General features: G+C 52.6%; 8 protein-coding genes and 1 pseudogene. 2 read left to right on the top strand and 7 right to left on the bottom strand.

Annotation, left to right across the window (positions count from 1 at the left end; all coding sequences use genetic code 11):
• Positions 1-13: 13 nt before the first annotated feature.
• The 3 genes from HMPREF2981_RS08500 to HMPREF2981_RS08490 form a co-directional block, all read right to left on the bottom strand.
• Complete coding sequence (locus tag HMPREF2981_RS08500) at positions 14-892, bottom strand: DUF6318 family protein (RefSeq protein WP_070662351.1); 879 nt, start codon at positions 890-892, stop codon at positions 14-16.
• Between the two features lie 306 nt (positions 893-1,198).
• Entirely contained in the window at positions 1,199-1,768 is a 570-nt protein-coding gene (locus HMPREF2981_RS08495) for an HIT family protein (RefSeq protein WP_070554424.1), read from the bottom strand.
• 48 nt (positions 1,769-1,816) lie between these two features.
• A complete protein-coding gene (locus HMPREF2981_RS08490) occupies positions 1,817-2,836 on the bottom strand; it encodes a potassium channel family protein (protein ID WP_070662348.1) in 1,020 nt (339 codons plus the stop codon).
• A 250-nt stretch (positions 2,837-3,086) separates the two neighbouring features.
• Here HMPREF2981_RS08490 and HMPREF2981_RS11140 point away from each other — a divergent pair, with 250 nt between their 5' ends.
• Entirely contained in the window at positions 3,087-4,379 is a 1,293-nt protein-coding gene (locus HMPREF2981_RS11140) for a DNA alkylation repair protein (RefSeq protein WP_141756681.1), read from the top strand.
• Positions 4,380-4,510: 131 nt separating this feature from the next.
• On the opposite strand, the gene HMPREF2981_RS08480 is transcribed toward HMPREF2981_RS11140, so the two are convergent.
• From HMPREF2981_RS08480 to thrS, 3 genes are all read right to left on the bottom strand, one after another.
• A complete protein-coding gene (locus tag HMPREF2981_RS08480) occupies positions 4,511-5,203 on the bottom strand; it encodes a HEPN domain-containing protein (protein ID WP_070662345.1) in 693 nt (230 codons plus the stop codon).
• A gap of 3 nt (positions 5,204-5,206) precedes the next feature.
• A complete protein-coding gene (locus HMPREF2981_RS08475; RefSeq protein WP_083313879.1) occupies positions 5,207-6,277 on the bottom strand; it encodes a DUF262 domain-containing protein in 1,071 nt (356 codons plus the stop codon).
• Between the two features lie 414 nt (positions 6,278-6,691).
• Positions 6,692-8,728, bottom strand: coding sequence for a threonine--tRNA ligase (gene thrS / locus HMPREF2981_RS08470; RefSeq protein WP_070662338.1), 2,037 nt, complete (start codon positions 8,726-8,728; stop codon positions 6,692-6,694).
• A 310-nt stretch (positions 8,729-9,038) separates the two neighbouring features.
• Here thrS and HMPREF2981_RS08465 point away from each other — a divergent pair, with 310 nt between their 5' ends.
• Entirely contained in the window at positions 9,039-11,942 is a 2,904-nt protein-coding gene (locus HMPREF2981_RS08465) for an FAD-binding and (Fe-S)-binding domain-containing protein (RefSeq protein ID WP_070662335.1), read from the top strand.
• A 488-nt stretch (positions 11,943-12,430) separates the two neighbouring features.
• On the opposite strand, the pseudogene HMPREF2981_RS10940 reads toward HMPREF2981_RS08465, so the two are convergent.
• Positions 12,431-12,637: pseudogene (locus HMPREF2981_RS10940) on the bottom strand (hypothetical protein); the annotation flags it as partial.

Below are 12,637 nucleotides of genomic sequence, written 5' to 3'. Positions count from 1 at the left end.
TTTTCCTCTGAGGCTAGTACTCCTCATTCTTGAAGAATTCGTCGCTGCTGAGTGAGACGGAGAGCTTTTTCAAAACTTCGAGTTCTTTGATTTTCCAGCCTTCGCCCTTCACATAGACGAACGTGGCTTTCATTTCTCGGTTCATACCGCGGTTGCGGTAGATTTTGTTGTTTTGCAGGCTTTCCTCGTTATACCAGGCGTAGCGGTTGCGTTTGTAGGAATACGTCACTACCCATTCAGCAGAGTCCCCAGAACCGACTTTTTCCGAGCTTAGAATCTCTACCTTATAGAGTGGGTTCACAGGCCAATACCCCGCCGAGGTCATATCGTCAAACTTCATGGACTCTTCGGGCGTATCCCCGCGGTCTTCGGGGGTGCGGGTGTCAAACGTCGAAGGACGCTCGGTAAATTTATAGTCTTTGGTGAAGAATTGCAGCGACTCTTCATCAGTCATTTCGTGGTTCGTAAGAATCTCATACTCATGGAATTTTGCGAGACGTTTAAGCAACGTTTCTGGACCTTCAATACCCTGCTCTTTGACTTTAGGGTCGAATTCAGGCTCGTGAACGTTATACGCAGGGTGCTCTTCAGTAGCCGCAACAAATTCTCCATTGTCATAACGGTTCTGTTCACTGGGTGTCAGGGGTGCTTGTGCACCGCTGGGCAAGAGTGCAGGCCCGTTGGGCTTGATCTTAGCGGGGGAAGGTTCCGCTGTCGGCGTTGGGTTGCCGCTGGCGTCGTCATAGGAGTTTCGGTTATCCTCAGATGCCGTCGAATTTCCGCCGCTGTGGCTCATGGGAGAGGATGCCACGCATCCAGGCGTAGCTAGAATGCAGCCCGTGAGAGCGAGAGATAAAAGGGTACGCTTGTACCCAGCGGCGGATGCTGTCATCAACAAACCAGCTTTCGAGAGTGGTTGGTATGCGGTTAATTGTTGAAGCCGGAAGAGCGCTTCAAGCGGTGATGTTGCTATTTCTATCCTGCCACATGCACACTCTAAAAGCATTAATGTACCAGATGATGGTTGAGTGTGGAGGATTTCAAGAGCAATTTTGCGATTAAAGAGCAGGTCACGAGCGTATTTTTACGTCGCGTTAAGACTTCGGAACACTCATGAAGTATACCTGCATACGCGGCTTAACGTGAATGTTTCATAGCCCCTCAAAGTAACATAACTGTCGGAAACGTTCAGGCGGGGCTATGAGGGCATGCGAGCGAACCCGTCCGCGATAATCTGGCGCATGTCATCAAGGGTTCGAGACATAGTTTTCGTATGGGCGATAATGGGTAGAAAATTGGTGTCACCGCTCCAGCGAGGAAGAATATGCTGATGCAGGTGATCGGCTATACCCGCTCCCCCAACTTTGCCCTGATTCATGCCGATATTGAACCCGTCATTATGGGAAACTTCGCGCAAAACACGCATTGCACGCTGAGTCAGGCGTGCCATTTCGAGAGTTTCTTCCTCACTCGCCTGATCGTACAGAGGAATATGGCGGTACGGGCAGATGAGCAAATGCCCCGGATTATAGGGGTACAGGTTTAGCAGAGCGAAGGCGTGCTCTCCACGATAAACAATGAGCGATTCTTCATCACTACGCGAAGGGGCTGTGCAGAACGGGCAGGTTTTCTCAGTGTGGTCCTGCTGCCCGCCGCTCACATAAGCGGTACGATGCGGTGTCCAGAGCCGCTGGAACGCATCGGGCACGCCGGGCAGCTCGAAGTCATCGGTGACGTTCGTGTTCTGGGCATTCTGGTTTTCGCTCATACCCCTATTAAACCGTATATTTAACTCCGCGAGCGGCTCACGTGTGCTCTAATCTGAATCACGCCCCAGGCGCACCGCGATCTTCTGACGAATCACCGTGAGCGTCTGCTTAGTCTCTTCCAGCAGTTCCATAGGTTGTTCGGGCTCGTGATCGTCTTCTTCGGTATCAGTGGCAAGATTGCGGTGAGAGGCAAGAAACTCTTGTGTAAGTTCTTCGGGTGGATGATATACCGTGCCGTCTCCCATACGGATAGCGAGCATCACCTTAAGCTCGGCGATTTCGGCGTGAAGTGCCTCAATATCGGCTTTCGTTGCGGCGTGGTATTCTTCAGTGACTCCGCTAATTTTTTCGATCACCCAGGTAGCAAGCGCACCGGTAATCACGCCGAACAGACCAACCCCGTAAATCATGACAATCACGGCAATAACCCTGCCGGGCACGGTAACCGGGTATACGTCACCGTAGCCCACGGTCGCCAGTGTTGCGAGAGTCCACCAGTACGCCGTCCAGATATCTTTGATGAGGGCACCTGGGGCACCTTGCTCAATAGAGAAGATAGCAAGGGCCGCCATAATCACGAAGATCAGTGTGTACCCGAAGAGTTTAACGGCCAGTTCTGAGAGCAGTTTGTACTGGCGGTTGGCGGTCATGTGGAGCATCGCCAAGAAACTCACAATGCGCCAGGCTGGCAGAAGCACAATGGCGAGGTTCATCAGGTTGTGCGTGAAGAAGTAGATGCGCCGGGGCGCCAGGTAGAGACGCACACAATAATCAACCGCGAAAAGCGCCCACAGTATCATTTGAAAAATATTGAGGATGCCGTCAAGCGGTGCGCTAATGCGCGTGCTTACAATGGGTGCAGCGTAGGCAACAAGGTACAGGAGCGAGGCGATAAAAAGCGGTTTATCGGTGCGGCGCTCCCATTCAGTGAGTCCTTCTTCGCCACGGGTAATCTTAGGGCGGCGCTCATTGTGTGGGTGGTCAACTACCGTATCGGCGGAGGTAGTGCTGTCAGGCTCGGGTACGGTACGGGTGTGTGATGTTTCTGTACCGTTTGCCTCTGCCATACTGCCCAATCCTTACATGCTCTTCGTTGAAGCAGGTCTACCATGAATTGTTGGCTCGCGTGCGAACCTTCTGTAGCCATCATATCGGTTTTCTGTAGGTATCTGTGGACGCTGCAAGCCTGACGTTAGGGTCTTCACGAAGCGGGAGCGTTTTCTTCAGTCGGGAGCGCATAAACTGCTCCCGACTGAAGAAAATGCTCCCGGATTTTACCCGTCCCGATATAAACGCTCTGTCTGAGAGAGTAGAACTATGAGTTCTTCAATTTCTCAGACAGTCCGCGAGCTTGCCGAACCAAAACTGGCGGAGTTCACGGCGAAGCTGATTCCTACGGTTGATCCCGAGCGGATTTTAGGCGTGCGCATGCCCGCGCTGCGCAAGCTCGCTAAGAAGCTGTTGCGTGAACATCCGCAGGAAGTTACGGAGTTTATGGCGGCGGTTCCGCATGATTTTCAGGAAGAAGATCTGCTGCATATGCTGCTTCTGAATGAGGAACGTGACTTTACAACCTGGCATGCGGGAATTACTAATTTCTTGCCATATATGACGAACTGGACTCTTACGGATGCCGTCTCCCCGACCTGCGTGAAGGGCCGCAATGCAGCCAACCTGCCGCAGCTGGAGCGGGCCTGCCTCGACTGGATGGTTGATGATCGTGTGTATGTGCAACGTCTAGGCGTGGTAGTGCTCATGTCACTGTTGGGCACCGAGTATTTCTCACCGGAGCATCTGCGTAAGGAGTACGAGTACTACGGCATTGAGACCTGTGCTGTGGACGGCATGTGCCAGACCCGCTGCCCTGTGAACATTAACACTGGTGACCTGATTCGCCGCCTGCGTTCTGAGAACCAGGACAAGCTGGCTGCTACCGGCTGGAAGGTTGCCGCGCAGCAGTGGGGCGTCATGGATAAGGTCGCCGGTAAGGCCCTGACTGTGGCTAAGAAGCTGCCGTTCCCCGTGGTGCACAGTACCACCAGCATTGCCCGTAAGGTCATGGGTGATGACATGGTGCCTTCCTACAAGAAGGGCCTGCCGGTCGTGTGCGACGCTTCGTCCTGTACTGAGGGTCTTGAGGTGATGCGCAAGAAGGTTATTGAGGCGCTTGAGCACAAGATCGTGAACGGCCTGAAGCCGGGCGAGCCGGACTTCTCGCGTCTGCGCATGTACGACGCGGTGCAGTTCGCCGCCGACAACATGCTGGACAAGCTGACCGTGTCTGCTCCCCTGCCGTCGATTGCACTGCACCCGACCTGCTCGATGACTCACCTGGGTACTCAGCCTGCGTTTGAGAAGATTGCGAACGCGATGAGTGCCGACGTGTACGTACCGAAGCACTGGGGTTGCTGTGGTTACGCGGGTGACCGCGGTATGCTGCACCCGGAGCTGACGGCGAGCGCTACGGAGGCGGAGGCTGCGGAGCTGAGCGAGCAGAAGCAGTTCGCCGCATACATTTCGGCGAACCGCACCTGCGAGCAGGGCATGACGGAGGCGACCGGTCACACCTACCAGAACGTGCTGCAGCTGCTGGAACGCACCACCCGCTAAAAGGCTGAGCGCATAGCGGCGGTATAAAGAAGGGACCCGGCGGGCTATCTGATGGATAGCCAGCCGGGTTCTTGGTAAACGCAAAAAGGTTCGGTGGATAGTATTTCTACGAGATCCACCGAACCAAAATTTTAACAGCATAAATATTTCTTATTGTCTACATAATCAGAAAAAACATCAGTCATATAATTTATCTGATTTATATAAATCTGTACATATTCAATTAACTTACTAATAGATAGCTCTTCCCTGTCTGCAGGAAACACCACTCGCAGAGAATCCCCGTGAGCAACTTCGTTTCTAGCAGAAGCGACTACTTCTATAGCCTTTGGAATTTTATCAGAGGTATCATAAAAAACCCTGCTTTTATCTATACCCAGAAACCTGAAGACCAGCCCAAGGTTTCTAGAGTTAATAGTCTGCCCCATGCCCAATGGTGGGGCAGCCCTATTTAAATTAGACCCTTCAGGTATAGAGAACAGCGTCCCTGAATCTGCTATTTCAAATATTTTAATTTTATCTTCCCAGCGCATTCTATATCTTTTGAAATCTAAATGAATTGCACGCAATCCAGGACTCAATTTAGATAGCGCAACAGATTCATCGGCAATTTTTTTATATATATACCACAAAGAATCCTTCAAGAATGATTCAATCTCTGCAGACATTGCAACCACAGAGCAACCCTGAATTTCTCTCTGGACAAGATTTATACTAGACATCTGACCTTTTGAATTTTCAAATGTCGCCATCCAAAACAGTAGCCCTTTTAAGCCTTCCAATCTATCAAGAGCCTTGTCGCAATATTTATATATATCACTCATGATTTACGAAACACCTTTAGTGAAAATATTAATTGCCGCTTCAATTCGATCCCTCAGCTTCTGCGAAGTATTAGTAGCACCTCGGGTACTAGCGTCAAACTTCTCATTTCGCATCCAGTTTTCAGGCAACGAATCCACCAGTTCACCCCCGGCAGCAAGAATAGTGGCAACTCCAACCAAAGATGCTTCAAATTTAATCATAGGGGTTACGGAGTTACCCTTAGGGTCAATAAAATGCTTTTCACCAATCAGGCGATACAAAGCACCAGCAGTATCCTTAAAAAGCTTTGACTCCTCTTCGTAGTCAAAGCTAATGGAACCTTCAGTAACTTCCCGAGTAAAATGATTCAAGAAGTCTTTAACTGAACCCTTAAAGTTTTCCCTATAGTTCTTGTATGCAAAGAACTTAATTACCTGCTCTGCTTTAGTTCCATCGCTAGTGTGAACTTTTTGAAGCTTAAGCATGTTTGAGAATGCAGAGTATTCAGAAAGCTCATCAATGAGGTCAATGAAATCTCCTCGGTAAACTGCCGATCGGATTTCCTGTTCAGTCAACGAAACAGAACCGGTATTGATTCGACTGAAAAGATCATACCTAACATCGCTATCGCTCATATCAGTCAATGAGATAACCTGCAAAGGACACTGCAAGAAATACCTTTTAATCTTTTCAGGGGTTTCTGAAAATTTAACACCATTAATTCCTTCAAGGATCTCAAGATCTTTCAGAGTTAAGGTGGAACTCTTTCCAATCTTATGCAAGGTGTCAGCGTCCTCAGTCATATACCTAATAATTGTTGAGATACGCTGAACACCATCAACAACCTCTTGCGTAAAGGTGTCGTTAGTGGCAATGAAAATAGGGGGAATGGGAAGACCGAGGTAAATCGATTCAATAAATTTAGAGGCAGTTTCTTCATTCCAGCGATACTTACGCTGATATGAAGGGTCAATAATGAGAACACCTTCATCATAAAGATTAAATATCTCTCGGGTTGAATAATTAATGGTATTTACATTAATTTTCTGTCGCTCAGTCTTGAGCTGCTCTTCAAATTTTTCTACAGATTCCATTATTTTTTATCCTAATCTAGACGACACACAAAATGTGCATTTTCTAAAACCTAATTGTTAGCAAATAACCTAAAATCAGAAATTACCTATCGCCGCATCCTTTCAGCTAGTTTTTTAGTGCGCCCAGCAAATAACCATGCATATGTAACACTCACTTACTGCCAGACGTCCTTATCCGAATCGTACAATTACCGGCACCTCCGAACAGCAACGAACGTTAGCGCCATCATTTACATTAGCACAAAGACACCCGCCCGGACTAGGAAAAACTCCACCACAACACAACTTTCTGCACCCAACCGCACCCCCCCCCACCCTCGCCTCCTCAAAGCGCATAGAAACCACCCCCTCCGCAGCTTGTCGCCGCAAAGGGGGTGGTTTTCTATATAGCTAGGTTAGAAGCCTAAGCCCTTACTACTCAGCAGCCTCAGTGCTGGGCTTGGGGTCTTCGTTCACGCGGTTGCGGATATGCTCCACAATACGTGCCACCGCCTCGTCAACAGGAACACCGTTTTCCTGTTTGTTGCCGCGGAAGCGGAATGAGACTGCGCCAGCTTCCGCGTCCTCGCCGCCAGCAATCAGAATGAACGGTACCTTCTCGGTAGAGGCGGTGCGAATCTTCTTCGTAAACCGGTCCGAACCATAATCAACCTCAACGCGCACACCCTGCTCACGCAGCTTATCCGCAATCTCGGTCATATAGTCGTTGAAAGCCTCCGCCACAGGCACACAAATCACCTGCACCGGTGAGAGCCACGCCGGGAACGCACCCGCATAGTGCTCAGTCAGCACACCCAGGAAACGCTCAATCGAACCGAACTTGGCCGAGTGAATCATCACCGGCTCCTGAATTGAGCCGTCCGCAGCCTGGTACTCCAAGCCAAACCGGCTGGGCTGGTTGAAGTCATACTGCACGGTAGACATCTGCCAGGTGCGGCCAATCGCGTCCTTCGCCTGCACCGAAATCTTCGGGCCGTAGAACGCAGCCCCACCCGGGTCAGGCACCAGCTCAAGACCGGTCTCCTTCGCCACCTGCTCCAGCACGGCGGTGGCCTGCTCCCACTGCTCATCGGTGCCGATAAACTTATCCTTCTTATCGCCCTCAGTGTCGCGGCTCGAAAGCTCCAGGTAGAAGTCTGTCATGCCGAAATCTTCCAGCAGGCTCAGCATGAAATTCAGCAAGTGCCGCACCTCATCGGGTGCCTGCTCCTTCGTCACATATGAGTGCGAATCATCCTGCGTAATCATGCGCACGCGGGTCAAGCCCTGCAGCACACCCGACTTCTCGTCACGGTACACGGTGCCAAACTCGAAGAAACGTAGCGGCAGCTCACGGTACGAACGCCCACGCGAACGGTAAATCTCGTTATGCATGGGGCAGTTCATAGCCTTCAAACGGTAATTGCCGTTATCGAGCTCCATCGCTGGGAACATGCCGTCAGCATAATACGGCAGATGCCCGGACGTGTAGAACAGGTCTTCCTTCGAGATATGCGGGGTGCTCACGTACTGGAAACCCTCAGCAATATGGCGGGCGCGCACATAATCTTCCATCTCGCGCTTAATCACACCGCCCTTAGGGTGAATCACCGGTAGGCCGGGGCCAATATTCTTCGGGAACGAGAACAGGTCAAGCTCCTTGCCCAGGCGGCGGTGGTCGCGGCGCTCAGCCTCAGCAATACGGTGCTTATACTCCACCAGCTCATCCTTCGTGGGCCAAGCGGTACCGTAAATACGCTGAAGCATGGGGTTCTTCTCAGAACCGCGCCAATACGCGCCACCGGCACGCATGAGCGCGTAACCGTTAGCAATCAGCTTAGTATTCGGCAGGTGCGGGCCGCGGCACAGGTCATTCCACAGCACCTCACCGGTTTTCGGGTGCACATTATCATAAATCGTAATCTCGCCAGCACCAACCTCAACCGAGGCGCCCTCGGCAGCATCAGCACCAGAACCAGGGCCTTGGCTAAGCGAAAGCAATTCAAGCTTATACGGCTCGTTCTTCATCTCTTCAACCGCTTCATCGTGGGTGACCACGCGGCGGCGGAACAGCTGGCCCGACTTGATGATCTTAATCATCGACTTCTCGATCTTCTTCAGATCCTCGGGGGTGAAGGGCTCAGCCACATCAAAGTCAAAATAGAAGCCGTCCGTAATATAGGGGCCAATGCCCAGCTTCGCGTCCTTGCGGTACTCCTGCACCGCCTGCGCCATCACGTGCGCCGCAGAATGGCGCAGCACATTCAAGCCATCGGGTTCGTCAATGAAAACGGGCTCAACGGTATCGCCCTCAGAGAGCTTGTGAGAAAGGTCAACCAGCGTGCCATTCACGCGGGCAACCACAATCTTTGCGTTATCTGCAAAGAGTTCAGCGGCGGTGGCGGCAGTAACCTCGCGCTCCTCACCGGATACGCTGATCTTAATAGGTGCTGACAGTTCAGCGGTAGACATGTGTCTCCTTTAGGTTAGGCACGGGGCCTACTCCCCAGCGTACGGGGCCAGGATAGGCGAAGCCGCGCAGACTAATCCGCACTGTACAGGTGCACGGACATCACCATTCTACGGCGTTCACAGCAAATTTTCAGGTAACGGCTCAGGGTAGACACAATATCAACGATAGTTTCCCGTCATAATACCTCAGTAAAACGGGTATTCCGGCGTGTAAGCCTAGCCAAAGCTAAGCAGACATAACGTGTGCAAAAGCACATACTGGAAGGATAGGAAGAGAACTATACCTACACCGGTAAGGAGATTAAGGCCCATGACAGTTGTATCCAATACATCCGAAGCTCTGAACTCCCCCTACACCAACGCCCTTGAGCATATGCTCGCCGAAACTCGCGCGCACGCCCTCGATTCCAGTGTCAAAGAAATTGACAGGCTCGCTATCTCACACGATGCCTCGCATTACCTGCTGGTACCCGCTGGAATCGTACGCCCCGATTCAGCGGAGGCGGTCGCCGATATTTTCCGTGCCGCCAGCGCCTTCAACCTGCCGCTCACCTTCCGGTCGGGCGGCACCTCTCTATCAGGCCAGGCAAGCGGCGATGGACTGATGGTCGATACCCGCCGTAACTTCAAGAAAATTGAGGTGCTTGACGGCGGCAAGAGGGTACGCGTTCAGCCCGGCGCCACGGTGATGGCGGTCAATAATATGCTGGCGCCCTACGGGTATAAGCTTGGGCCTGACCCGGCCTCATGGTCGGCATGCACTATCGGCGGTGTGGTCGCCAATAACTCCTCAGGTATGTCTTCCGGCACCGAATTCAACACCTACAACACGCTGGAATCTATGGTGTTCGTGCTCCCTAGCGGAACCGTTATTGATACTTCTGCGCCCGATGCCGATGACCGCCTGCGCGCCCTCGAACCCGAGATTCACGAGGGGCTGCTGCGTCTGCACAAGCGCGTGGTCGAAAACCCGGAATCGGTTGCGCGCATTCGCCAGCAATACTCCATGAAGAACACTATGGGCTACGGCGTAAACTCCCTGCTGGATTACAGCACCCCGGTTGATATTCTGCAGCATCTTCTGATCGGTTCTGAAGGAACACTCGGGTTCGTGGCGTCTGCAACCTACCGTACTCTGCCCATTCATAAATTCGTTTCGACCGGTCTGCTCGTGTTCGATAACCTCTTGGATGCAACCCGTTCCGTGCCCGAGCTTGTGGCTAACCATCTGGCGACGGTTGAGCTCATGGATGCCACCAGTATTCGTGTGGCGCAGCGCACCGGGCAGGCGGCGGAAGCTCTTGCCGCCATTGATGTGCGTGAGCATGCGGCTCTGCTTGTGGAATTTCAGGGAAACTCTGAGCAGGAGCTCACCGATCTTGCCGCATCTGCCGCACCTATGTTTGATGCTCTCCCGGTGGTGTCGCCGGTCGAAATGACCAGCAAACTTTCTGAGCGTAATGCACTCTGGGCTGCGCGGCGCGGGCTGTACACCACGGTTGCGGGCAACCGTCCAACCGGTACGAATGCGTTGCTTGAGGATGTGGTGGTCCCGGTGGACGTACTCGGTGCTACCTGCCGCGATCTAACCACCCTCTTTGATGCCCATGGTTACCAGGACTCGGTCATTTTCGGGCACGCCAAAGACGGCAATATTCACTTCATGCTCAACGAACAGTTCCGCGACGCCAAGCAGCTTGTGCGGTACCGCGAGTTCACCGAGGAAATGGTACAGCTCATTCTGGATGCTGACGGCTCGCTCAAGGCAGAGCACGGAACTGGGCGTATTATGGCGCCGTTTGTACGCCGCCAATTCGGTGACGAACTCTTCGAGGTCATGCGCGAGATTAAGCGCCTGATCGACCCGAAGGGTTTCTTGAATCCGGGTGTGGTTCTTGTCGATGAAGATACCGATTATGCCACCGATCTGAAGGTTGCCGAAACCGTTGAGGAAGAAGTCGATCGGTGTGTGGAATGTGGGTACTGCGAACCGGTGTGCCCGTCTAAGGATTTGACGCTGACCCCGCGCCAGCGCATTGTGCTACGCCGCGAAATTGCTGCAGCAGAGGCTAATGGTGATACTAAACTTGCCGAACGCCTACGCCAAGAATACGAATACTACGGTGTGGATACCTGCGCGGTAGATGGCATGTGCGTTACGCGCTGCCCGGTACTGATCAACACGGGTGACTTGGTGCGCCGTCTGCGTGCCGAGAACCAGGATGCCCTCGGTGCCGCCGGGTGGAAGTTCGCCTCGAAACACTGGGGCACAATCGATAAAGTGGCGGGTAAGGCTCTCACGGTCGCAAAAATGCTGCCGTTCCCGGTGGTACGCGGAGCCACCGATATTGGTCGTAAACTCTTCGGTGACGATATGGTGCCCGCCTATAAGAAGGGGCTGTCTGCCGGCGGCGCGCCACGTGTGCCGCATGCGGAAGCAACCCCCGAAATCGTGTTCTTCCCCGCCTGCGTGAACGCCATGTTCGGCGGTGTTGATGGTGACGGTAAGCACGACCCGGTGAATGCGACTCAGGCGTTTATTCGCCTCTGCGAACGCGCAGGTGTGAAATACCGGGTTCCCGAAGGCATCGACCAAATGTGCTGTGGCACGCCGTGGAAGTCCAAGGGGTACACAGACGGCTACTCAATTATGAGCGACCGCGTGCTCAAAGCACTGTGGCAGGCGACCGACGGCGGGCGCATCCCGATCGTGTGCGATGCTTCCTCATGCACTGAGGGCCTTGAGGTGATGCGCGCGAAAGTTGCAGCCGCTGTGGAGCATAAAATCACGCAGGGTCTGGGGGCAGGCGAAGCCGATTACGCTCAGTTGAAACTTATTGACTCGGTGCAGTTCGCCGCCGATACGCTGTTGCCTAAGCTCACGGTATCGGCTCCCCTGCCGTCGCTGGCGCTGCACCCCACCTGCTCAATGACTCATCTGGGTGTGCAGCCAGCGTTCGAGAAGATTGCAAACGCCATGAGTGAGCAGGTATACGTTCCAAAGAATTGGGGATGCTGTGGTTACGCGGGTGATCGCGGTATGCTGCACCCCGAGCTCACGCAGAGCGCTACCCGTGCCGAGACCGCTGAGCTAAACGAGCACGAGTTCGCCGCATATGCGTCCTCAAACCGAACCTGTGAGCAGGGTATGACCGAAGCAACCGGACATACCTTCCAGAACGTACTGCAGCTTCTAGAGCGGGCCACTCGGTAAAGCTTTGCTTTGTTAGAATCGTAGGGCTGTGGGGCGGCATCGCAAGATGCTGCACCCACAGCCCTATGTCTGTAATGCTTCTTATTTCAACAGCTCGGGAGGTCGGTTTATATTCTGCCCCCCTGGATATACAAAAACGCTATGTCCTGTTCCTAGCGTCAGAGCTAAATCTTCAGGACATAGCGTTTTTAGCGAAATCGCTAATAATCGTGTTGTGCGGTGCGATATAAGAGCAACCCGGAAGTCTTGTTGCCCAAGGTAACCCTTCAGAACTACCTCACTTCTAACATTAGCCTTATCTGTAAGCGAACTTCAAAGATATTCGGAAATTGTAACCAAATCTTTATGTTTAGCGAAAAGTTCAACCTTTTATCAACATTTTGGTAGTGTCATACTAATTTTCACGACAGGGGTATATGAGACTTTCTCCTATACAATAAAACAGTTTTTATATGTGAGGTATTACTCTTCATATACTGACAATCTGTTTACATGTTGGGCCAGGTCGGGTGCAACCGACCCTCACTATCCCCCACCCCCACATCATCCAAATGCCACCGCTGACCCGTATACACATCCACCTTACGCAACTGCGGATTCGGATTCTCAACATCAGGCTCCTTCGCATGACCCGGACACCCTTTCGCTCCCGGGTCCTCAGTACAGGTCTTGCCCACCGAGTGCACCTCAGACTC

It is taken from the genome of Rothia sp. HMSC069C01 (assembly GCF_001814655.1).
GTDB classification, from domain to species: Bacteria; Actinomycetota; Actinomycetes; order Actinomycetales; family Micrococcaceae; genus Rothia; species Rothia dentocariosa.
The sequence above is the reverse complement of the archived record's forward strand: the minus strand, read 5'-3'. Positions and strand labels throughout refer to the sequence as shown.